Here is a 19,952-nt window from a genome sequence, read left to right as displayed (position 1 = left end):
GTAGCGTCACGCGATTACGGACGATACGCCGGATGGCGGCGACCGCGATCATCAGCGAAGATGGCGGGCGATCTTGCAGGTCGAGTGAGGTGGGGGCTGTGAACAAGACCTGGGTGCGGCTGCGGCCGGTGCTGGAGGGCGACCTGGCGATGTTCCGCCGGTTCGCCACCGAGCCGGGCCTGGCGGGGGCGGCCTGGACCGGCTATCACGAGCCGAACGGCCCGGCTCGGCGCTTCGCGCAGGACGGATACCTCGGCGCCGAGGACGGCCGCCTCATGGTCGAGGCGGACGAGACCGCGGCCGGGTTCGTGCACTGGTTCGCCATCGGGTCGGGCCTGGCGCAGTACTGGGGGGTCGGCATCGTCCTGCTGCCGGAGTGGCGCGGCCGCGGCGTCGGCTGGCGGGCCCAGACGCTGCTGTGCGACTACCTGTTCGCCAGCACCCCGGCGCAGCGCATCGAGGCGCGCATCCAGCCGGAGAACATCCCCGAACAGAAGGCCCTCGAGAAGGTGGGTTTCCTCGCCGAGGGCATCCTGCGCTCGGCGGAGTTCCGCGACGGCGCCTGGCGCGACGTCCTCGTCTACGGCCGCCTCCGCGGCGACCGCTGACGCCCGCCCCGCGAAGGGGCCGGCGGTCAGGTCACGTCCGGGTGGGCCTTCAGGATCGCGTCGACGATCTCGTTCGGCGGTCGCTCGACCGAGATCTCGGTCGCGGCCTCGTCCGGCGCCGGCGGCTCCAGGGCGGCGAACTGGCTGTCGAGCATCTCCACGCGCATGAAGTGGCCGTGGCGGGCCGCGAGCCGGCGCGCGATCAGCTCGGGTGAGCCCTGCAGGAACACCATGTGCACCTGCGGCCGGTCCTCGCGGAGCCGGTCGCGGTACGCCCGCTTGAGGCCCGAGCACGTCACGACGCCCGGCTCGGCGGCGGTGGCGCGCTCGTCGATCCAGTGGCCGATCGCCGCCAGCCAGGGCTCCCGGTCGGCGTCGGTGAGCGGGATGCCGGCGGCCATCTTGGCCACGTTGGCGGCGGGGTGGAAGTCGTCGGCCTCCGCGTAGCGCCAGCCGAGCCGGGTCGCCAGCAGCGTGCCCACGGTGGTCTTCCCGGTGCCGGCGACGCCCATCACGATGAACACCGGGGGCGCGTCTGGCATGCCGACACCGTACCCGCGCGCCGGGCTCGCCACACGTCGATCCCCGCTACGCCGAGCGGTACGGAGGCTCGAGGGGGAGGTACCAGCCATGACCGCGATCGCCACGACGCGCTGGGCCGGCCCGACGTGATCAGCCGAACACGGCCGACAGATCGGATGTATCCGTTATCCGGTGAACGGCGGCGACCGCGGATCTCGGCAGCGGCGCGTAGAGGTGCGGGTAGGTGCCGCCGGACGGGCTCGGCTCCCACCTGAGCGCCTCCCCGAGCGGCTCCGGGTCGACGGCGAGGATGACGAGTTCGGGCTGGTCGGCGAAGTACCGCCCGACGGTGCCCGCCACCTGGTCGTCGCCGGAGAGGTGGACGAACCCGTCGGCCCGGTCCAGCGGCGAGCCTTCGAACACGCCGGACGCTCCGGCGGCCTCGAACGCGGACCACTCTGCGGGGAGCAGGATCTTGTAGATCGGCACGCGCCTCACTCTGCCACGATTCACCCCCGCCGGGTGGGCGGCGGGCGGCGACGGCTCACCCGGCCGCCGCCTAGCGTGCCCCGCGATGAAGACCAGGGCATGGCTGTGCGTCGCGAGCGCGGCGCTGATGGTGGGCACACTGAGCGCGGCGGAGGCGGCACGCGAACCGGATCCGCCGCCGATGGTCGAGCGGTCCAACGCCACGACCGTCCACCCGAACGGGACCACCGCCGTCACGGAGAGCGACGACCGCATCATCTCCGTGCTCGCCGGCTCCGGCCTGCTGGCATTCGCCGGCGTGGTCCTGGTCGGCGGCGTCGTCGGCCTGGGCGGGATGCGCGTGCCCGGCGGCGTCTCGATGAGCGTCGCGCGGTCGAGGCTGTGGTACCGCTCGGTCCGCCGCACCGGCGTGCACCGCGCTACCGAGCACCGCTGACGCTATTCGAAGAGCGAGCCGCGGCCGCCGCCCTCGCGGGAGCGGGCGCGGCGGCGCAGCACCACCACGACCGAGTCGACCAGCGCCGTCGCCGCCAGGACGAACAGCGCGACCGCCAGCCAGGTCAGCCCGGCGGTCAGCGAGAGGACGCCGAGCGCCACACCGACGACGAGGCCGAAGAGCGCGAGGACCAGGCGGAGGTTCAGGGCGCTGTACGGGTGCCCGATGTCGCCGCGGGCGCCCCGGGGCTGGGCGCGCATCGTTCGATCATCCCTTCAGCTGCGTGATCCTGTCCTCGAGGATGGTGGTGGCGATCGCGGCGCGATGCGGCTGGCCGCGCAGGAACGCCTCGGCGAAGCGCACCGCCTGCTGGTAGGTGACCTTCGCGGGCATCGGCGGCTCGTTCGCGTCGACCGCGACGTCGACGAGGGCCGGGCCGTCGTAGGCGAGCGCCTCGCGTAGCGCCTCCTCCAGGCGGCCCGGCTCGCTGACGTGGACGCCGAAGCCGCCGCAGCCGCGCGCCCACGAGGCGTAGTCGGGGGCGGGGTCGCCGAAGCGGACGCCGTACTCCGGGAAGCCGAGCACCATCTGCTCCCAGACGATCATGCCGAGCGCGTTGTTGTTGTTGATGACGACCTTGATCGGCAGGCCGTAGCGGGCCGCGGTGTGGAACTCGGCCATGAGCATGGCGAAGCCGCCGTCGCCGATGTAGGCGATGCACTGCCGGCCCGGGTACTCGTGCTGCAGCGCGATCGCGTAGGGCAGCCCGGGCGCCATGGTGGCGAGCGTGCCCGACATGTAGAACTCGCGCCGGCCGACGATCTGCCAGTGCCGCGCCGCCCAGGTGGCCACCGTGCCAGAGTCGCAGCACAGGATCGCGTCGGTGGAGGCGGCGCGGTTCAGGGCCGCGGCGAGGTACTGCGGCGCGATCGGCGAGCGCTCCGCGTTCTCCAGCCCCGCCATGCGCTCCCGCCAGTCGCGCATCTTCTCCTGGTACCGGCGCAGGTGCTTGCGGTCCTCCCGGCGGCGCAGCCGCGGCAGCAGCGACTCCAGGGTGGCCGCGGCGTCGCCGACGAGCGGCACGTCGGTCGGGATGCGCGTCCCGGCGCGGGTGGCCTCGGCGTCGATCTGCACGATGTGCGCCTGCCCGGGCTCGGGCAGGAACTTCGTGTAGGGGAAGTTCGTGCCCACCATGAGCAGCGCGTCGCATTCGTCCATGAGGTCCTCGCTCGGCGCGGTGCCGAGCAGCCCGAGGCCGCCGAGGGCGAACGGCGAATCGTCGGGCACGACCATCTTGCCCAGGAGCGACTTGACGATCGGCGCGCCGAGCACGTCGGCGGTGAGCTCGACGATGGCGCCGGCCCCGCGCGCGCCGACGCCCGCCAGGATCGCCGGGCGGTCGGCCGCGTTGAGCAGGTCGGCGGCGGCCTGCAGGTCGTCGTCGGCGGGGCGGGCGGGCGGCGAGACCCACACCGGCTTGGTCGCGGGCCCGCGGACCGGCCCCACCTCCTCGTACGGGTTGTCACCCGCGGTGGCGACCTGTACGTCGTTGGGGACGGTCAGGTGTGCCACGCCGCGGCGGGCCAGGGCGGTGCGCACAGCGATGTCGACCAGCGCGGGCACCTGCGCCGGATTGACGATCGGCTCGTTGTACTCGGCCACGTTCTCGAAGAGCCGGTCCAGGTGTACCTCCTGCTGGTACGCCGTCCCGAGCACGCCCGACTCCTGCATCCCGGTGATCGCCAGCACCGGGGCGTGGTCGAGCTTGGCGTCGTAGAGCCCGTTGGCCAGGTGGATGCCGCCGGGCCCGGACGTGGCCATGCAGACGCCGAGCCGGCCGGTCGCCTTGGCGTGCGCGACGGCCATGAACGCGGCCGCCTCCTCGTGGTGCACGAGCACGAACCGGACCCGGTCGGCGTTGCGCCGCAAGCCCTCCATCAGGCCGTTGATGCCGTCGCCCGGCAACCCGAACACGGTGTCCACGCCCCAGGCGGCCAGCCGAGCGATGATCGCCTCGCCCACGGTCTGCTTCGTCATACGGTGCGCTTTGCCGCATCCGTCGCATCCAAACCTCCGGCGGCGATCCGGTACCGTGCAGCCACATGGGACTGCTCGACCGGCTCCGCGGCACCCCGCACGACCGCTTCGCCCGCCGGGTGCTCACCGCGATGCGCGACGCGGGCGTGGCTCAGGCGCGCTATCTGCCGGAACAATTCGCGATCGAGGTGCGCCGCGACTCGAAGACGGACTCGCCGGGGATCGCCTACCTCGGCAGCCTCTTCCGCGAGTGCGCCCGCGCCGGCCGCGCCGAGCGCCGGGAGCGCATCGCCACGTTCCTGGCCGCCGTGATCTTCAACCCGGGCGCGCCGCAGAGCTGGGAGGAGGTCGCCCCGCTGCTGCGGCCGCTGCTGCGCACGGTGACATTCGGTATGGCCGCGCCCGCCGCGCGCCCGCTGCACCGCCCGGCGTGGCCGTACCTGGCCGAGTTCGTGGTGGTCGACCAGCCCACGTCGATCATCTACGTGACGGCGAAGCAGGTCGTGGAGTGGGGCGTCACCGAGCGCACCGTGTACGACCGGGCCCGGCGCAACATGGCCGAGCTCGCCCGGCGCACGAGCGACGCGAGCGACGGCCCCGGCCCCCGGTCGCTGATCCGCATGGTCGAGTCCGGGGACGCGTACTGGGCCTCGCACCTGTTCGTCGACGGCTGGCTCGCGGCCCAGCGGGCCCGGGTCGGCGGCACCCCGCTGCTGTTCGTGCCCGACACGACCGGGGTGATGCTGGTCGGCCGCACCGCCGAGGACACCCAGGAGGGCCTGGGCAAGCTGTTCGAGCTCGTCGAGCGGGAATATCTGGAGGCGGCCCGGCCGATCTCGCCGATGGCGCTCACGGTCGGCGATGACGGCGCCGTGGTGCCGTTCCTCGCCCCGCCCGGCGACCCGATGTACGAGATCACGCACCGCACCGAGGTGCTGACGGCGTCGTCGGAGTACTCGGCCCAGGCCGAGCACCTGCAGACCGAGGCGTTCGTGGCGTCGTGCACGGTCGCGCAGCGCCCCGACGGCTCGGTGTTCTCGGTCGCGAGCTGGGCCGAGGGGGTCGACACGCTGCTGCCGCGCGCCGACTTCGTGGCGTTCCCGTCCGCGTCTTGGGCCGAGTCTTCGGCCGATGTCGCCGACACGTTCTTCGTGGCATGGGACGCGGTCGCCCGCGAGGTGGACCTTGAGCCGGAGCCCGGGGTGGCGCCGGAGCGCTACCGGCTGCGCGAGTGGCCCCACCCCGGCGTGGTCGAACGGCTGCGCCGGGTCGCGACCCGGCCCTGAGGTCCCTGAGGTCCCTGAGGTCACGGCCCGGATGCGGTACCGCGCGGAGCCGGGCCCGGTCCGCGCGGTACCGATGCGCTAGTTGCCGCCGGGGACGGTGAGGCCGCCCGAGGCGTCCGGGGCCTGGATGTCCAGGATGTCGACGTAGAAGCGCAGGTCGCCCTGCGGGTAGCCCTGGGCGTTGTTGTAGGCCTCCTTGACCGGGATGTCGAGGATGACCCGGCTGCCGACCTTGAGCCCGACCAGGCCGCGGTCCCAGCCCTCGATGACCTGGGGCTGCTGGTTCTGCTCGGCCATGCCGACCTGGACCGGGAAGGTCTGCTTGTGCTCCCAGGACGAGTCGAAGACCTTGCCGTCCTTGTACGTCAGGCCGACGTAGTTGACCACGATGGTGTCGCCGGGCTTCACGGCCTTGCACTTGCCCTGAATGAGCACGTCGACGTGGCGCACGCCGACGCTCGGCTCCTTGCCGGCCTCCGTCGTGGGCTCCTTGGCCAGCCGCTTGTCGAAGCCGCCGAGCAGCGGCGGGTAGGAGGACTCGTTCGGCTTCTTGCACAGGGTCTTCTGCTCCTCGGCGCGGTTGCCGAAGTACCACACGCCGGCGAACGCGCCGCCGATGGCGAGCAGGACGATGAGCGTGCCGGCGATCGCCTGGCCGGTGCGGCGGCGCCGGGCGGTCTTCGCGGCGGCGACCCGGGCGGCGGCGCGCTTGTCGGCCTTCGTCAGCGGCGCGGGCGCCTTGCTCTTCGACTTCGCCGACTTGTCGGACTTGTCCGTCTTCTCGGACTTCTCGGACTCTTCCGGCTCTTCCGGCGCATCGTCGCCGGCGTCAGCATCGTCACCGGCGTCGCCATCGGCGTCCGTCGCGTCGGCGGCGGTCTCGTCCGAGTCGGTCTGCTCGGACGCGGTCTGCTCGGCGGCGGTCGTGTCGGTGATGACGGACGCCGACTCCTCAGCCTCCGTCGATGCGTCCGGCTCGGCCGGCTCCGCCGCTTGCGGCGGGGTGGCCTTGGTCGACCTTGCCGGGCGGCGGTTTCTGCCCCGATCGCTCACAGTTCGTCGACTCCCCTGGTGGACGGCCCAGCACACGGACGGACCTGAGTTTTGTTCGGCAGAGCTTCCCATACCACACGCTTCGCGGCACGCACCGGGGTACCCACCCGATATGGCCTAAGGTCGGTCGTATGGGCAACGCTACGGGCGTCGAGATTACCGGACCGCTCGGCGAACGCTTCGCCGAGATCCTCACCGACGAGGCTCTGAGTTTCCTGGCAGATCTGCACCGCGGCTTCGACGAGCGGCGCCTGGAGCTGCTCGCGCTGCGCAAGGAGCGCGAGGCCACGCTCGCCGACGGCGGCACCTTCGGCTTCCTGCCGGAGACGCTCGACGTGCGCGAGGGCGAGTGGCGGGTCGCCGAACCCGCGCCCGGCCTGGAGGACCGCCGCGTGGAAATTACCGGGCCGACCGACGCGAAGATGACCATCAACGCGCTGAACTCCGGCGCGAAGGTCTGGCTCGCCGACCACGAGGACGCCAACACCCCGCTGTGGGACAACGTCGTGCAGGGCCAGCTCAACCTGCGCGACGCGATCGCCGGCCGGCTGGAGTACACCTCGCCGGAGGGGAAGCGCTACGCGCTGACCGACGGCGCGCGGCCGACCATCGTGGTGCGGCCCCGCGGCTGGCACCTGCCGGAGAAGCACATCCTGGTCGACGGGCAGCGCACCTCCGGGTCGTTGACCGACTTCGGGCTGTACTTCTTCCACAACCACCTCGCCACCCGGCCGTACTTCTACCTGCCGAAAATGGAGTCGCACCTGGAGGCGCGGCTGTGGAACGACGTGTTCGCCTTCGCGGAGGAGCGCTACGGTCGCCCGACCGGCACGATCCGCGCCACGGTGCTCATCGAGACGTTCCCGGCCGCGTTCGAGATGGAGGAGATCCTCTACGAGCTGCGCGAGCACTCCGCCGGGCTCAACGCCGGCCGCTGGGACTACATGTTCAGCGTGATCAAGAAGTTTCGCACCCGCGGCCGGGACTTCCTGCTGCCCGACCGCAACTCGGTGACGATGACGGTGCCATTCATGCGCGCTTACACCGAGCTGCTGGTGCGCACCTGCCACAAGCGCGGCGCGCACGCGATCGGCGGCATGGCGGCGTTCATCCCGAGCCGGCGCGACCCCGAGGTCAACCGGGTGGCGATGGAGAAGGTCACCGCGGACAAGACGCGCGAGGCCGGCGACGGCTTCGACGGCTCGTGGGTCGCCCACCCGGACCTGGTCCCGGTCTGCCGGGAGGTCTTCGACGCGGCGCTGCACGACCGGCCGAACCAGCTCGACCGGCTCCGCGAGGACGTCTCCGTCGGCGCGGCCGACCTGCTGGCCATCGGGCAGACGCCGGGCGGGCGGACCGAGGCTGGGCTGCGCAACGCGGTCAGCGTCGGCGTGCGGTACCTCGACGCGTGGCTCAAGGGCACCGGCGCGGTCGCGATCAACAACCTGATGGAGGACGCGGCGACGGCCGAGATCTCCCGCTCGCAGGTGTGGCAGTGGCTGCACAACGACGTCACGCTGGACGATTCGGGCGAGAAGGTCACCCGGGAGCTGGTCGAGCGCATCGCCGACGAGGAGCTGGCGGCGCTCGGCGGGGATCTGGCCGCGGCCCGCGCGCTGTTCATGGAGGTGGCCGTGGCCGACGACTTTGTGGACTTCCTGACCATTCCGGCGTACGAAAGGATGCCTTGACATCTCCCCGTCCTAAAGGACGGGGATCCCCGCGGTCGCCCTTGGGTTTTCCTGCTTCACTGCCGGTCGCCTTGTCCGGGAGGAGTCCCGTTGAGGTCTTACACCAGCTCCACAGGCAGACACCGCCAGCCCGGCGGCCAACAGGTTGCGAGCCGCGTTGACGTCACGGTCGTGGACGGTGCCGCACCGGCACGTCCAGGTCCGCACGTGCAGCGGCATCTGCTCGGCCATCGCGCCGCAGGCCGAGCACAGCTTGGAGGATGGGAACCAGCGGTCGACCGCGATCACCTCACGGCCGTACCATTCCGCCTTGTACTCCAGCATGGTGCGGAACTGCCGCCACGCCGCATCCGAGACGGCGCGGGCCAGCGGGCGGTTCTTGACCATGTTGCGCACGGCCAGGTCCTCAATCACGATCGTTTGGTTCTCACGAACGAGCCGAGTGCTCAGCTTGTGCAGGTGGTCACGGCGCCGATCCGCAATCCGGGCATGAATCCGGGCCACCCTGCGCCGGGCCCTGGCCCGGTTCGCGGAGCCTTGCTCCCTGCGGGACAACTTCCGCTGGGCGCGGGCCAGCCGGGCGCGGTCGCGGCGTTCGTGCCGCGGGTTGCTGATCTTCTCCCCGGTGGAGAGGGTGAGGAGGTTGTCGAGGCCGGCATCAATGCCGACGGCCGCGTTCGGTGCGGCAACGGCCGCGATCACCTCTTGGCACAGCAGCGACACGAACCAGCGCCCGGCCGCGTCCTGGCTGACGGTCACCGTCGACGGTTGCGCGCCCTCAGGCAGGGGCCGGGACCACACGATGTGCAGCGGCTCGGCCATCTTCGCCAGGGTGAGCTTGCCGTCGCGGTAGCGAAACGCGCTGGTGGTGTACTCCGCCGACTTCCGAGACCTCTTCTTGGTCTTGAAGCTCGGGTAGCGGGCACGTTTGGCGAAGAAGTTCGTGAACGCCACTTGCAGGTGCCGCAGTGCCTGCTGGAGCGGGACCGACGAGACGTCGTTGAGGAACGCCAGCTCGCCGGTCTTCTTCCACGCGGTCAGCATGGCCGAGGTGGCGTTGTAGTTGATCCGTTCCTGGCGTTGGGTCCACGCCTCGGTGCGGGCTGCGAGAGCCAGGTTGTAAACCTTCCGGACACAGCCGAACGTACGAGTCAACTCGGCGGCTTGCGCGTCGGTCGGGTAGCAGCGGTATTTGAACGCCCGCTTCACGGTCCTGGCCATGTCCCCATAACTAGCATGCTGACCGGGAACCCTTGCGGTGACACGCGGGCAGACACCGATCCGCCCTGGCGGCGGATCGGCTATCCCTGTCCTGCTGCGCAGGGGTCCGTTTCCTCCCCGGCTTCCTCCCTGGCCTGTAGGCCGGGGTATCCACGGAAGGAATCAGATGACCGTAGATGCGCTCGCCGGGGCGGTGCGTGAGGTGCTGCTCCCGGAGCAGATCATCACGGACCGGCAGCGGCTGCGCACGTATGAGTGCGACGGGCTGACCCACTACCGGGTCGTGCCGGGCATCGTGCTGCTGCCCCGCACCGCCGAGGAGTGCGCGGCCGTGGTCCGCGCCTGCGTCGCCACCGCGGTGCCGTTCGTCGCCCGCGGCTCCGGCACCGGGCTGTCCGGCGGCGCGCTGCCGCACGCCGACGGGGCGCTCATCGTCACCTCGCAGCTGCGCGCGATCCGCGAGATGGCGCCGCAGGACGAGCGGGCCGTCCTCGAGCCCGGAGTCATCAACCTGCAGGTCAGCCGGGCGGCCGGCCCGCACGGGTACTACTACGCGCCCGACCCGTCCAGCCAGCAGATCTGCTCGATCGGCGGCAACGTCGCGGAGAACTCGGGCGGGGCGCACTGCCTGAAGTACGGCTTCACGGTCAACCACGTCACCGGCCTGCAGATCGTGACCCCGGACGGCGACCTGGTCCGCCTCGGCGGGCGGGCGCCCGACGCGCCCGGCTACGACCTGCTCGGCGCGTTCGTCGGCTCCGAGGGCACCCTCGGCATCGCGACCGAGGTCACGGTACGCCTGGTGCGCCTGCCCGAGACCGTGCGCACCCTGCTCGCCGCGTTCGCCGGCACCGACGAGGCCGGCGCCGCGACCTCGGCGATCATCGCCGCCGGCGTGGTGCCCGCCGCCGTGGAGATGATGGACGCCCTGGCGATCGAGGCGGCCGAGGCCGCCGTGCACTGCGGCTACCCGGGCGGGGCCGGCGCGGTGCTCATCGTCGAGCTCGACGGTCCGGCCGCGGAGGTCGACGCGCAGTTCGCCGCGGTCGAGGAGTTCTGCCGCGCGCACGGCGCGTTCGAGATCCGCATCGCCGCCGACGACGCCGAGCGGGCGCTGTTCTGGAAGGGGCGCAAGTCCGCGTTCGCCGCGGTCGGGCGCATCTCCCCCGACTACATCGTGCAGGACGGGGTCATCCCCCGCACCGCGCTGCCGCGGGTCCTCACGCGCATCGGCGAGCTGGCCCGCGAGCACGGGGTGCGGGTCGCCAACGTCTTCCACGCCGGCGACGGCAACCTGCACCCGCTGGTGCTGTTCGACGAGTCGGTCGCGGGGCAGGCCGAGCGGGCCGAGACGGTGTCCGGGGCGATCCTCGACATCTGCGTCGAGCACGGCGGCTCCATCACCGGGGAGCACGGGGTCGGGGTCGACAAGGCCAAACACCTTCCGCGGATGTACTCCCCGGCCGACCTCGACACGATGCAGCTGGTCCGGTGCGCGTTCGACCCGCGCGGCCTGGCCAACCCCGGCAAGGTGTTCCCGACCCCGCGGCTGTGCGGCGAGGTGCCCGGCCGGCGCAAGGGCGTCCATCCCCTGCACGAGTCCGGCGTGGCGGAGGTGTTCTGAGGGTGAGGTGGTCACACGGTGACGGTGCGCGCTGAGATCGCCGGGGTGCCCGCCGCGGCGGTGGCCTCGCCCGCGTCGACCGCGGAGGTCGCCGAGGTGGTGCGCGGCGCGGCGCGGGACGGGCTGGCCCTGGTCGCCCGCGGCACGGGTACCCGGCAGGACTGGGCGCTGCCGCCGCAGCGACTCGACCTGATCCTGGAGATGGGCGGGGTGTGCGGCCTCGTCGAGCACGCCGCCGGCGACCTCGTCGCGGTGGTGCGGGCCGGCACGCCGCTGCGCGAGGTGCAGGAGGCGCTGCGCCCGGCGGGCCAGCAGCTCGCGCTGGACGAGCCGCTGCCGGGCGCGACCGTCGGCGGCACCGTCGCGGTCAACGCGTCCGGCCCGCGCCGGATGCTCTACGGCACCGTCCGCGACCTGCTCATCGGCGTGACCGTGGTGCGCGCCGACGGGCTGGTGGCCCGGGCCGGCGGCAAGGTGGTGAAGAACGTCGCCGGGTACGACCTGGGCAAGCTCGTCGCCGGCTCGTACGGCACCCTGGGCGTGATCACCGAGTGCGCGTTCCGGCTGCATCCTCTGCCCGCCGCCGCCCGCTTCGTGTCGGCGCCCGCCGGCGGCCCCGACGAGGCCAGCCGGGCCGTGGCCGCGGTCCTCGGCTCGCAGGTCGTGCCCAGCGCCCTCGAGCTCGACATGGCCGACGCCGGCCGGCTCACCGTCGCCGCCCTGGTCGAGGGCGTCCCCGCCGGCGTCGAGCGGCGCGCCGCCGACCTGGAGAAGCTGCTCGGCGACGATGCCGTGCAGAGCGAGACGCCGCCGCCGGGCTGGGGCGCGTACCCGTGGTCGCCCGGCGATGTCGGCATCAAGCTGACCTGCGCCCTTTCGAGAGTGTCGTACCTGCTCACCGCCGCCGGCGTGACCGCGCAGCTGCACGACGTGCCGCTGCGGGTGCGCGGCTCGGCCGGCACCGGCGTGCTCTACGCCGGCCTGCCCGCCGGCACCGACCCTGGCGTGGTGGCCGGCGTCGTCAGCGACCTGCGCGCGGCGACCCGGGCCGGCGCCGGGCACTGCGTGGTGCTGACCGCCCCGGCCGCGGTCCGCTCCCGCATCGACATCTGGGGCCACGTCGACGGCCTGGACCTCATGCGCCGGGTCAAGGACCAGTTCGACCCCGCGGGCACGCTCGCACCGGGCCGCTTCGTCGGGGGCATCTGATGACCGCGGACCGCTCCGAGCTCATCAACGACTGCGTGCACTGCGGCTTCTGCCTGCCCACCTGCCCGACGTACGTGCTGTGGGGCGAGGAGATGGACTCCCCTCGCGGGCGCATCCAGCTCATGCTGCAGGAGAGCCAGGGCGAGCCGCTCACCGCAACCATGGCCGGCCACTTCGACGCGTGCCTGGGCTGCATGGCGTGCGTGACCGCGTGCCCGTCCGGGGTGCGGTACGACAAGCTCATCACCGAGACCCGCGCGATGGTCGAGGAGGTCCGCCCGCCGTCGGGCCGGGCGCTGCGGGCGGCCGTCTTCGCGCTCTTCCCGTACCACCGCCGGCTGCGGGTCGCCAAGGCGCCGCTCGTGGGGTACCGGATGCTCGGAATGCCCTTGCGACGGCGCCTGCCGGCGACCCTGCGCACGCTCGTCGACCTGGCCCCGCCGCTGCGCCGCGCGGTCCCGCTGCCGCCGCTCGTGCACGCGCTGGGCCCGCGCCGCGCGCGCGTCGGCATGCTCACCGGCTGCGTCCAGCACGCCTTCTTCCCGTCGGTCAACGCCGCGACCGCGCGCGTCCTGGCCGCCGAGGGCTGCGACGTGGTCATCCCGCCGGCGCAGGGCTGCTGCGGCGCGCTGAGCCTGCACAGCGGCCGCCGCGACGAGGCCGCCCGCTTCGCCTCGGCGATCCTCGACGCGTTCACCGGCGTTGACGCGCTGGTCGTCAACGCCGCCGGCTGCGGCTCGGCGCTCAAGGAGATCGCCGAACTGCTCCCCGACGACCCACGCGCCGCCGCCCTGGCCCCGAAGGTGCGCGACCTGTCGGAGTTCCTGGTCGAGCTGGCCCCGGTCGCCCCGCGCCACCCGGTCCCCGTGACGGCCGCCTACCACGACGCGTGCCACCTCGGGCACGCCCAGGGCGTGCGCGCCCAGCCCCGCGCCCTGCTGCGCGCCGTGCCGGGCTTGGACCTGCGGGAGATCCCCGACCCGGAGATCTGCTGCGGCTCGGCCGGCATCTGGAACATCCTCAACCCCGGCCCCGCCGCTGAACTGGGCGACCGCAAGGCCCGCGACGTCCTGTCCACGGGCGCGTCCCTCCTGGTGACGGCCAACCCCGGCTGCCTGATGCAGATCGCGGCCGCGGCCTCCCGCGTGGGCGCCCCGCTGCGCCTGGCCCACACCGCCCAGGTCCTCGACGCATCGATCCGCGGCGTCCGCCCGGAGACGCTGGGTTAGGTGGGGCCGGTCCAGAGCCAGGCGCCGGGTCGGTGACGGTTGTGAGCGCGGCGGAGCGGGGGCGCGTGCGCTGCGCGGCCGGGCACTGGTTCTTCGGCCCGTCGGAGATGCTGCCGCACCGCCGCCGGGGCCGTTGAACGCGGGAAGACCGGCGCGCGTGGGTCAGTTGGGGCGCAGCGGGCGGCCCTGGCCGTCGACCGGGCGGCCGGCGAGCATCATGATGCCGTCGATGACGAACCACAGCCACAGGCCGCCGGTGATGATGAACGGCAGGCCGAACAGGAGGAAGGCGCAGACGAAGGAGACCCAGCCCACGACGAAGCTCAGGATCAGCTGGGTCACGCCGAGCGCAATGTTGCCCGCGTAGAGCCGGCCGATGCCGCCGATGGCGAGGAACAGGGCGGGCAGCAGCTGCAGCAGGCCCGCGACGAGCTTGCTCTTGTCGGAATACGGCTGGCCGGTCAGCGGGTCGTAGGCGGCCACGGCGACCGGATAGCCCACGGGCTGGGCATAACCGGGCTGAGCATAACCGGGCTGGGCATAACCGGGCTGGGCGTAGGCGGCCTGGCCGTAGGGGTCGAAGCCGCCCGACGTCGGGGCACCCGAGACCGGGGGCATCTGGTAGGCCGTCGAATACGGCTGGCCGGACGCAGGCGGGCTGGACATCGGCGGCGGCAGCGCGGGCTGGCCGTACGGGTCGGACTGCGGGTAGGGCACCGGCTGCCCATACGGCGACGGCTGCCCATACGGATCCTGCTGCCCATACGGATTGGGGGTTCCATACGGTGGCTGCGTCATGACGTGCAGGCTACAACGCGGGTACGACGTTTTCCGCCCCACTTCCCCGGCCTCCACACGGACTCCGGTCCGTTCAGGGGGTCTGCGACACTGTGCCGATGGAGGAGACCGGGGAGCTGGCCAGCGCAAGCCTGGTCGAGCTCGCGGTGTCCCGGCTGACCCGGGAGATCCTCGGCGGCGCGGCGGAGCCGGGTGAGCGCCTCGTCGAGGAGCGCTGAACCCGCGCCGCGAGGCCGAGGCGGTTTCCATGATCACGGAGCGAACGTGCTGCAACGTGCTGCTCCTTGTACGTGTCCGCTCCGTGATCATGACGAACCGACTGTGCCGAGGCGGCGTCGTTCAGTGCGCCGCCGCCATCCGGCCCCGCCCGGTCCCCTGGTGCGTCAGCTGGTACGCGGCGACGAGCAGCAGCACGCCGCTGATGATCGCGTATATGCCGATGGCCCAGGCGATGGCCAGCGCCCCGGCGGCGGGTCGGACCATGATGAACAGCCCGGCCACGATCGCGAGCGCGCCGATGACCGCCATCGACCAGCCCCCGTGCTGGCGGGTCGCCAGCCAGAGGTCGGCCAGGCCCGTCACGACCGCCCACACGCCGACCATGATGGCCAGCACGATGGCCGTGATCCCGGGCCACACGATGGCCAGGATGCCGAGCACGAGGCCGACGACCCCGGCCACGCCGCGGGCCACCCTCGGCCCAGTGCCGTCGGCGAAACCGGTGACCACGTTCGACGGCCCGGGCGACGGGCGGATCGCGTGGACGAGCTGCTCGACCCCGGTGACGATGGCGAAGATGCCGAACACCAACGCCAGCGCGATCACCGTCACTCCGGGCCAGATCACCGCGATGATGCCGAACAGTATCGCGAGCACACCGCGGATACCCAGCAGCCAAGCTTCCCTTTTCAGCATGTGATCCCCTGCCTTCCTGCGTTGTGTCTAGATGAGCCGGGCGTCGAAGGGCGACTCTCGGGCGAGCGAGCTGTACAGCGCGTGCTCGCCGGGGGTGAGCCGCTCCGGCACCACGATGCGAATCTCCGCGAACAGGTCACCGGCCGGGCCGCGCGGGTTGGGCAGGCCCTGGCCGCGCAGGCGCAGGCGCCGGCCCGAGGACGAGCCCGCCGGCACGTCCAGGTGCAGTTCCCCGCCGGGTGTGCCGACCGGGACGACCGCGCCGAGGGCCGCCTCCCACGGGCTGAGCGGCACCTCGACCATCACGTTGCGACCGGAGACCTTGAATCTCGGGTGCGGCGCCAGGTGTACGACCAGGAGCAGATCCCCCGGGGGGCCTCCCCGCGTGCCGGGCGCGCCCTGGCCGGGCAGCCGCAGCCGCTCGCCGTCGATCATGCCGGCCGGGACGTTCACGTCGTACTGCCGGGGCCGTCCCGCCGGGCCCGGCAGCGTGACGCGCCGCCGGCCGCCGGTGTAGGCGGTCTCCACGCCGATCGTGAGCTCGCCCCGGGTGTCGGTGCCGCGCGCCCCGCGGAACAGCCCGCTGGACAGGTCGACGTCGATGCCGCCGCGGTACTGCTGCTGCCGGCCGCGCCGCCCCGCGTCGTACTCGCGCCGCCGTTTCGGGTCGGCCAGCACGCCGTACGCCGCGGTGATCTCCTTGAACCGCTCCTCCGCGGCCGGCTCGGAGCTGACGTCGGGATGGTAGCGGCGGGCCAGGCGCCGGTACGCGCGCTGGACCTCGTCCTGCCCCGCGCCCCGCGCGACGCCGAGCACCTCGTACGGGTCGCGGAAGTCGACCGCCATGACGGCCCGTCCTGGGTCCCTGTGGCCCGCCTCAACCCATCGAGCTGCGGCCGACCTGGCCGGTGCTGCCGGTGCCCGACAAGCCGGCGTGCTGGCTCGCCGGGCCGGGCCGTTTCTGGCGCTCCTTCATCTGCTTGGCATGCGCGGCCGGATTGTCCGGCGATTTCAGGTGCTGCGTGGACGGCTCCTGCGGTACCACGGAGGAGTCCACGATCTGCTGCTTGCGATGTACCTCGATCCGCCGCGCCTGCTGCACGTGCGCCTTGGGCGCCACGATCGTGAGCACGCCCGCGTCCAGGTCCGCCTGGACGCCCTCGGGGTCCACGTCGCCGGGCAGGGCGACGATGTACTCGAACTCACCGGTCCTGCGCGCGTGGTGGCGCAGCGTCCCCTCGCGGTGGCGCTCGCCGAACGTGCCGAAGACCCGGATCTCGTTGTCGCGCAGCTCGATCTCCATGTCGTCGGGCGCGACTCCCGGCAGGTCCAGCTCGACCCGGAACGCGTCGCCGGTCTCCTCGACGTCGACGGGCGCGCCGCTCGTCACGGGCATGCCCAGCGCCGGATACATGGCAAGCGACCGGCGGGGACGGGTGACCAGCAGTGTCATGGTGACGCCTCCCAAAAGTGCGGGCTGCACGTACCCCGCCATGCTGGGCGAGGAGCGGGTGAGGCGGTCCCACCCGCGACGGATGACCCGACACCGCTCCCCCGCCAGCGCCGTCCCCGGCGAGTGATGGCCGCTCACCTGCTCGCCCGGCAGCGTTCGGCGCATGTACGAAGACGTGTTCATCGCGGAGGTACGCGAAAAGACCGGCATCAGCGACCCCGAAAGCGCCCGCCGAGCCCTGCGCGGCGTGCTGCACGCCCTGGCCAACCGGCTGCCCGACGGCTGGGTGCACCAGCTGGCGGCGGAGCTCCCGCCGACGCTGGCCGAGCCGCTGTGGGGCTACCAGCACCTGTACGACCAGGAGGTACACCTCGACTTCCTGGCCGACGTCGCGGCCCGGGCGTCGGTCGCGCCGGCCGACGCCGAGCGCCTGGCCCGGGCCGTGTTCGCCGCCGTGGCGGGAACCTGCGACCCGGCCCTGCTGCGCCGCGTCTACCAGCCGCTGACCAGCGACGTGCTGGTGCTGACCGAGGCGGACTCGTCGCTGCTGCCGGTCTGATCGGCGGTACGACCGCCGGAAACAATGCGACGGAGCGCGGCCCCCGCCGCGCTCCCCGACCCAGGTGAGAGCGTTACCGTCCGGCGCGCAGCTCCTCGACGAGCGCCGGTCCGGACGTGGCCCAGCCCAGCGACCTGGCCTTGGCGCCCGTGGCCCGCTGATCCAGCAGCAGCGCGTCGGCGAACGGCGCACCCAGGCGCGCCCGGGACGCCTCGGCGGTCTCCGGGGCGACGCCCGCGCCGCCCGAGGCGGCCTCGGCGATCTCGCGGACGGTCGGGCTGACGCCCGAGGCGGCGATGAGGCGGCCGAGCCGCTCCCCCCGCTCGACGACAAGCCGGTAGAGCGCGGCGACGTCGTCGACGTGCACGGTCGTCCAGTGCTGCGAGCCGTCGCCGACGAGCCGGACGCGCCCGTCCTCGTCGCGGGCCGCCGCGAGCACCCCGGCGGGGATCCCGCCGCCGTGGCCGAAGACGATGCCGGGGGCGACGATCGTGGCCGCCAGGTCGGCGTCGAGCACCGACCGCTCGACCTCGACCCGCCAAGCGGTCAGCGCGGGCGGCGCCAGCGGGGACTCCTCGGTGATGTCGGCGTTGTCGCCCCAGAGCCAGATCCCGCTGGTGTGCACGTACGGCTTCCCGGTGCCGCCCAGCGCCCGCACGGCCGCGGCCACGACGGCCCGGTCGAAGCGCGCGGGCTCGCCGTCGCCGGTGGCGGCGAGGTGCACGACGGCGTCACCCTCGGCGAACCGGTCCGCGGTCCACGCGGTGTCGAGCAGATCCCCGACCGCCGCCTCGGCGCCGGCCTTGCGTACCTTCTGGGCCGCCTCCTCGCCGCGCACGAGCGCGGTGACGGCGTGGCCGCCGGCAATGAACTGCCCCAGCGCGGCGGAGCCGATGTACCCGGTCCCGCCGGTCAACACGATCCTCATGGCCCCGACGCTAGATCGGTGGAGCCCCGCGCGGGACGTGGGTTACGCCTCCCCGCCGGGCGGAATAATCCGCGCTCAGCCCCGCAACGGGGCGGTGGCGAACTCGCGCATCCCCTCGTCGGGGCCGATCGCGGCGGCGAAACCCAGCTCGCGCCGGGCCCGCGCCGGCGACGCGACCACGTGACGCACGTCGCCCGCCCGGAACTCGCCCGTCACGACGGGCTCGGGGCCGGCCATCGCCGCCGCCAGGGCCGTGGCCATCGCACCGACCGTCGTCGGCCTTCCGGAGCCGATGTTGTACGCCCGGAAGCCCGCCCCGCCCAGGGTCGCACCCACGGCGGCCACGTTGGCCCCGGCCACGTCGGCGACGTGCACGAAGTCCCGCCGCTGCGCGCCGTCCTCGAAGACGCGCGGCGGCCGGCCGGACTCCAGCGCGGAGCGGAAGATCGCGGCGACCCCGCTGTACGGCGTGTCGCGCGGCATGCCGGGGCCGTACACGTTGTGGTAGCGCAGGGCCACCACGGCGCCGCCGGACGCGGCCGCCCACGCCGAGGCGAGGTGCTCCTGCGCCACCTTCGTCGCGGCGTAGACGCTGCGCGGCCGCAGCGGGGCGTCCTCGCCGACCTCGCCGGGTTCGAGCACCTCGGCGCACGACGGGCAGCGTGCCTCGAACCGGCCGGCCGCGAGGTCGGCCGCGGCCCGGTCGCGGGGCTCGGCCGGGCCGTGCCGCGGGCAGGCGTACGCGCCCTCGCCGTAGACGACCATCGAGCTGGCCAGCACCAGCCGGCCGACGCCCGCGCGGGCCATCTCGGCCAGCAGCACGGCGGTGCCGAGGTCGTTGCACCCGGCGTACTCGGGCAGGTCCGCCAGGTCGACGCCCATGCCCACGACCGCGGCCTGGTGCACCACGACCTCGACGCCGGCGAGCGCGGCGGCGACCGCGGCGGCGTCGCGCAGGTCGGCGCGCACGAACGCGCCGTCGCCGGGGGTGACCGGCGCGCGGTGCGCCTTCGGGTGCAGCGCGTCGAGGACCACGACGTCGTGCCCGGCCCCGCGCAGGGCGGCGGCGACGTGCCCGCCGATGAAGCCGGCGCCGCCGGTGACGAGGATTCGCATGTCCTCACGCTAGGGGCGCCCGGGCCGCGGCGCGGGCGCACGTTCGCGGTTCGTAATGGTCGGTCACCCCTTCGTAAGATCCTTCGGCCGCGATCGTGGGTAGCGTCCCGGCCGTGCCTGATGTCGTACTGCCCTGCCTCGACGAGGCGGCCGCGCTGCCGTGGGTGCTGTCCCGGATGCCGGCCGGATACCGCGCGATCGTGGCCGACAACGGCTCCACGGACGACTCTGCGGCGATCGCCGCCGCCTTCGGCGCGACGGTCGTGCACGCCGCCCCGCGCGGCTTCGGCGCCGCCGCCCACGCCGGCCTGACCGCCGCCACCGCCGACGTCGTGTGCTTCATGGACGCCGACGGCTCGTTCGACCCGCGGCAGCTGCCCCGGGTCGCCGGGCCGGTCGCGGCCGGCTCGCACGACCTGCTGCTGGGCCGGCGCCGGCCGACGACCCGCGGCGCCTGGCCGCTGCACGGCAGGGCCGGCAACGCGCTGGTGGCGTGGCGGCTGCGGCGCGCCACCGGGATGCTCGTGCACGACCTGGGCCCGATGCGGGCGGCCCGCCGCGAGGCGCTGCTGGCGCTCGGCCTCACGGACCGGCGCTTCGGCTACCCGCTGGAGATGATGGTCCGCGCCGCCGAGGCCGGCTGGCGCATCGGCGAGGTCGACGTCGACTACGCGCCCCGGGCCACCGGCGGCCGGTCGAAGGTGACCGGCACCGTGCGCGGCACGCTGCGCGCGGTCCGCGACATGGCCCGGGTCCTGTCGGCGTGAGCGGTCCGGAG

Annotated in this window: 21 protein-coding genes; 9 read left to right on the top strand and 12 right to left on the bottom strand. The window is 73.4% G+C overall.

What is annotated here, in order from left to right:
- Positions 1–98: 98 nt before the first annotated feature.
- Positions 99–608, top strand: a complete 510-nt coding sequence (locus tag ACGFI8_RS14835; protein WP_392804498.1) for a GNAT family N-acetyltransferase — start codon at positions 99–101, stop codon at positions 606–608.
- Positions 609–634: 26 nt separating this feature from the next.
- Here the strand turns inward: ACGFI8_RS14835 and ACGFI8_RS14830 are convergent, their stop codons facing one another.
- Both ACGFI8_RS14830 and ACGFI8_RS14825 read right to left on the bottom strand, forming a co-directional pair.
- The gene (locus ACGFI8_RS14830; protein WP_392804497.1) at positions 635–1,150 is read right to left on the bottom strand and encodes a gluconokinase; all 516 of its coding nucleotides are present in this window, start codon (positions 1,148–1,150) and stop codon (positions 635–637) included.
- Between the two features lie 130 nt (positions 1,151–1,280).
- Positions 1,281–1,619: a DUF952 domain-containing protein gene (locus ACGFI8_RS14825; RefSeq protein WP_392804494.1), complete on the bottom strand. Its 339-nt coding sequence runs from the start codon at positions 1,617–1,619 to the stop codon at positions 1,281–1,283.
- Between the two features lie 85 nt (positions 1,620–1,704).
- Between ACGFI8_RS14825 and ACGFI8_RS14820 the strand changes: the two genes are divergently transcribed.
- Entirely contained in the window at positions 1,705–2,055 is a 351-nt protein-coding gene (locus tag ACGFI8_RS14820; RefSeq protein WP_392804491.1) for a hypothetical protein, read from the top strand.
- 2 nt (positions 2,056–2,057) lie between these two features.
- On the opposite strand, the gene ACGFI8_RS14815 is transcribed toward ACGFI8_RS14820, so the two are convergent.
- Together ACGFI8_RS14815 and ACGFI8_RS14810 are read right to left on the bottom strand one after the other, a co-directional pair.
- Positions 2,058–2,315: a DUF6343 family protein gene (locus ACGFI8_RS14815; protein WP_392804488.1), complete on the bottom strand. Its 258-nt coding sequence runs from the start codon at positions 2,313–2,315 to the stop codon at positions 2,058–2,060.
- Positions 2,316–2,322: 7 nt separating this feature from the next.
- The gene (locus tag ACGFI8_RS14810) at positions 2,323–4,092 is read right to left on the bottom strand and encodes a thiamine pyrophosphate-dependent enzyme (protein ID WP_392804487.1); all 1,770 of its coding nucleotides are present in this window, start codon (positions 4,090–4,092) and stop codon (positions 2,323–2,325) included.
- Between the two features lie 65 nt (positions 4,093–4,157).
- Between ACGFI8_RS14810 and ACGFI8_RS14805 the strand changes: the two genes are divergently transcribed.
- Positions 4,158–5,378 carry a hypothetical protein gene (locus ACGFI8_RS14805; RefSeq protein ID WP_392804485.1) on the top strand — a complete coding sequence of 407 codons (1,221 nt, stop codon included), beginning with the start codon at positions 4,158–4,160 and terminating at the stop codon, positions 5,376–5,378.
- Between the two features lie 78 nt (positions 5,379–5,456).
- On the opposite strand, the gene ACGFI8_RS14800 is transcribed toward ACGFI8_RS14805, so the two are convergent.
- Complete coding sequence (locus ACGFI8_RS14800) at positions 5,457–6,431, bottom strand: FKBP-type peptidyl-prolyl cis-trans isomerase (RefSeq protein WP_392804482.1); 975 nt, start codon at positions 6,429–6,431, stop codon at positions 5,457–5,459.
- A gap of 131 nt (positions 6,432–6,562) precedes the next feature.
- On the opposite strand from ACGFI8_RS14800, the gene aceB reads away from it, so the two are divergent.
- Positions 6,563–8,122 carry a malate synthase A gene (gene aceB / locus ACGFI8_RS14795; RefSeq protein WP_392804480.1) on the top strand — a complete coding sequence of 520 codons (1,560 nt, stop codon included), beginning with the start codon at positions 6,563–6,565 and terminating at the stop codon, positions 8,120–8,122.
- Between the two features lie 12 nt (positions 8,123–8,134).
- On the opposite strand, the gene ACGFI8_RS14790 is transcribed toward aceB, so the two are convergent.
- Positions 8,135–9,343 carry an RNA-guided endonuclease InsQ/TnpB family protein gene (locus tag ACGFI8_RS14790; protein WP_392804477.1) on the bottom strand — a complete coding sequence of 403 codons (1,209 nt, stop codon included), beginning with the start codon at positions 9,341–9,343 and terminating at the stop codon, positions 8,135–8,137.
- Positions 9,344–9,509: 166 nt separating this feature from the next.
- On the opposite strand from ACGFI8_RS14790, the gene ACGFI8_RS14785 reads away from it, so the two are divergent.
- From ACGFI8_RS14785 to ACGFI8_RS14775, 3 genes are read left to right on the top strand one after another with little or no spacing between them, the layout of a single operon-like run.
- Entirely contained in the window at positions 9,510–10,967 is a 1,458-nt protein-coding gene (locus ACGFI8_RS14785; protein ID WP_392804474.1) for an FAD-linked oxidase C-terminal domain-containing protein, read from the top strand.
- Between the two features lie 18 nt (positions 10,968–10,985).
- On the top strand, positions 10,986–12,176 hold the full coding sequence (locus ACGFI8_RS14780) for an FAD-binding oxidoreductase (RefSeq protein ID WP_392804472.1): 1,191 nt from the start codon (positions 10,986–10,988) through the stop codon (positions 12,174–12,176).
- The gene (locus tag ACGFI8_RS14775; RefSeq protein WP_392804470.1) at positions 12,176–13,405 is read left to right on the top strand and encodes a (Fe-S)-binding protein; all 1,230 of its coding nucleotides are present in this window, start codon (positions 12,176–12,178) and stop codon (positions 13,403–13,405) included. The genes ACGFI8_RS14780 and ACGFI8_RS14775 overlap by 1 nt, the downstream gene beginning before the upstream one ends.
- A gap of 162 nt (positions 13,406–13,567) precedes the next feature.
- Here ACGFI8_RS14775 and ACGFI8_RS14770 read toward each other — a convergent pair whose 3' ends face one another.
- The 4 genes from ACGFI8_RS14770 to ACGFI8_RS14755 all read right to left on the bottom strand — a co-directional run bounded on the left by ACGFI8_RS14770 (position 13,568) and on the right by ACGFI8_RS14755 (position 16,571).
- A complete protein-coding gene (locus ACGFI8_RS14770) occupies positions 13,568–14,203 on the bottom strand; it encodes a hypothetical protein (protein WP_392804468.1) in 636 nt (211 codons plus the stop codon).
- 339 nt (positions 14,204–14,542) lie between these two features.
- Complete coding sequence (locus ACGFI8_RS14765) at positions 14,543–15,118, bottom strand: HdeD family acid-resistance protein (RefSeq protein ID WP_392804466.1); 576 nt, start codon at positions 15,116–15,118, stop codon at positions 14,543–14,545.
- 27 nt (positions 15,119–15,145) lie between these two features.
- The gene (locus tag ACGFI8_RS14760; RefSeq protein WP_392804464.1) at positions 15,146–15,964 is read right to left on the bottom strand and encodes a DnaJ C-terminal domain-containing protein; all 819 of its coding nucleotides are present in this window, start codon (positions 15,962–15,964) and stop codon (positions 15,146–15,148) included.
- Positions 15,965–15,995: 31 nt separating this feature from the next.
- Positions 15,996–16,571, bottom strand: a complete 576-nt coding sequence (locus tag ACGFI8_RS14755) for an Hsp20/alpha crystallin family protein (RefSeq protein ID WP_392804463.1) — start codon at positions 16,569–16,571, stop codon at positions 15,996–15,998.
- Between the two features lie 163 nt (positions 16,572–16,734).
- On the opposite strand from ACGFI8_RS14755, the gene ACGFI8_RS14750 reads away from it, so the two are divergent.
- Positions 16,735–17,130 (top strand): DUF2267 domain-containing protein, encoded by a 396-nt coding sequence (locus tag ACGFI8_RS14750; RefSeq protein WP_392804461.1) that lies wholly within the window; start codon positions 16,735–16,737, stop codon positions 17,128–17,130.
- A gap of 73 nt (positions 17,131–17,203) precedes the next feature.
- Here the strand turns inward: ACGFI8_RS14750 and ACGFI8_RS14745 are convergent, their stop codons facing one another.
- Both ACGFI8_RS14745 and ACGFI8_RS14740 read right to left on the bottom strand, forming a co-directional pair.
- Positions 17,204–18,058 (bottom strand): NAD-dependent epimerase/dehydratase family protein, encoded by an 855-nt coding sequence (locus ACGFI8_RS14745; RefSeq protein ID WP_392804459.1) that lies wholly within the window; start codon positions 18,056–18,058, stop codon positions 17,204–17,206.
- A gap of 75 nt (positions 18,059–18,133) precedes the next feature.
- Positions 18,134–19,174 carry an NAD-dependent epimerase/dehydratase family protein gene (locus ACGFI8_RS14740; RefSeq protein WP_392804457.1) on the bottom strand — a complete coding sequence of 347 codons (1,041 nt, stop codon included), beginning with the start codon at positions 19,172–19,174 and terminating at the stop codon, positions 18,134–18,136.
- 113 nt (positions 19,175–19,287) lie between these two features.
- On the opposite strand from ACGFI8_RS14740, the gene ACGFI8_RS14735 reads away from it, so the two are divergent.
- Complete coding sequence (locus ACGFI8_RS14735; protein ID WP_392804455.1) at positions 19,288–19,941, top strand: glycosyltransferase family 2 protein; 654 nt, start codon at positions 19,288–19,290, stop codon at positions 19,939–19,941.
- The last annotated feature ends 11 nt before the right edge of the window (positions 19,942–19,952 follow it).

It is taken from the genome of Dactylosporangium sp. NPDC048998, assembly GCF_043197855.1.
GTDB lineage: Bacteria > Actinomycetota > Actinomycetes > Mycobacteriales > Micromonosporaceae > Dactylosporangium.
Note: the sequence above shows the minus strand (reverse complement) of the source record. Positions and strands in the feature narration are given on the sequence as shown.

Excerpts from the sequence above, each read along its gene's own strand:
- ACGFI8_RS14830 (WP_392804497.1), bottom strand. The coding sequence starts at position 1,150 with ATGCCAGACGCGCCCCCGGTGTTCATCGTGATGGGCGTCGCCGGCACC.
- ACGFI8_RS14820 (WP_392804491.1), top strand. The coding sequence starts at position 1,705 with ATGAAGACCAGGGCATGGCTGTGCGTCGCGAGCGCGGCGCTGATGGTG.
- ACGFI8_RS14815 (WP_392804488.1), bottom strand. The coding sequence starts at position 2,315 with ATGCGCGCCCAGCCCCGGGGCGCCCGCGGCGACATCGGGCACCCGTAC.
- ACGFI8_RS14810 (WP_392804487.1), bottom strand. The coding sequence starts at position 4,092 with ATGACGAAGCAGACCGTGGGCGAGGCGATCATCGCTCGGCTGGCCGCC.
- ACGFI8_RS14805 (WP_392804485.1), top strand. The coding sequence starts at position 4,158 with ATGGGACTGCTCGACCGGCTCCGCGGCACCCCGCACGACCGCTTCGCC.
- aceB (WP_392804480.1), top strand. The coding sequence starts at position 6,563 with ATGGGCAACGCTACGGGCGTCGAGATTACCGGACCGCTCGGCGAACGC.
- ACGFI8_RS14790 (WP_392804477.1), bottom strand. The coding sequence starts at position 9,343 with ATGGCCAGGACCGTGAAGCGGGCGTTCAAATACCGCTGCTACCCGACC.
- ACGFI8_RS14785 (WP_392804474.1), top strand. The coding sequence starts at position 9,510 with ATGACCGTAGATGCGCTCGCCGGGGCGGTGCGTGAGGTGCTGCTCCCG.
- ACGFI8_RS14775 (WP_392804470.1), top strand. The coding sequence starts at position 12,176 with ATGACCGCGGACCGCTCCGAGCTCATCAACGACTGCGTGCACTGCGGC.
- ACGFI8_RS14770 (WP_392804468.1), bottom strand. The coding sequence starts at position 14,203 with ATGACGCAGCCACCGTATGGAACCCCCAATCCGTATGGGCAGCAGGAT.
- ACGFI8_RS14765 (WP_392804466.1), bottom strand. The coding sequence starts at position 15,118 with ATGCTGAAAAGGGAAGCTTGGCTGCTGGGTATCCGCGGTGTGCTCGCG.
- ACGFI8_RS14760 (WP_392804464.1), bottom strand. The coding sequence starts at position 15,964 with ATGGCGGTCGACTTCCGCGACCCGTACGAGGTGCTCGGCGTCGCGCGG.
- ACGFI8_RS14755 (WP_392804463.1), bottom strand. The coding sequence starts at position 16,571 with ATGACACTGCTGGTCACCCGTCCCCGCCGGTCGCTTGCCATGTATCCG.
- ACGFI8_RS14750 (WP_392804461.1), top strand. The coding sequence starts at position 16,735 with ATGTACGAAGACGTGTTCATCGCGGAGGTACGCGAAAAGACCGGCATC.
- ACGFI8_RS14745 (WP_392804459.1), bottom strand. The coding sequence starts at position 18,058 with ATGAGGATCGTGTTGACCGGCGGGACCGGGTACATCGGCTCCGCCGCG.
- ACGFI8_RS14740 (WP_392804457.1), bottom strand. The coding sequence starts at position 19,174 with ATGCGAATCCTCGTCACCGGCGGCGCCGGCTTCATCGGCGGGCACGTC.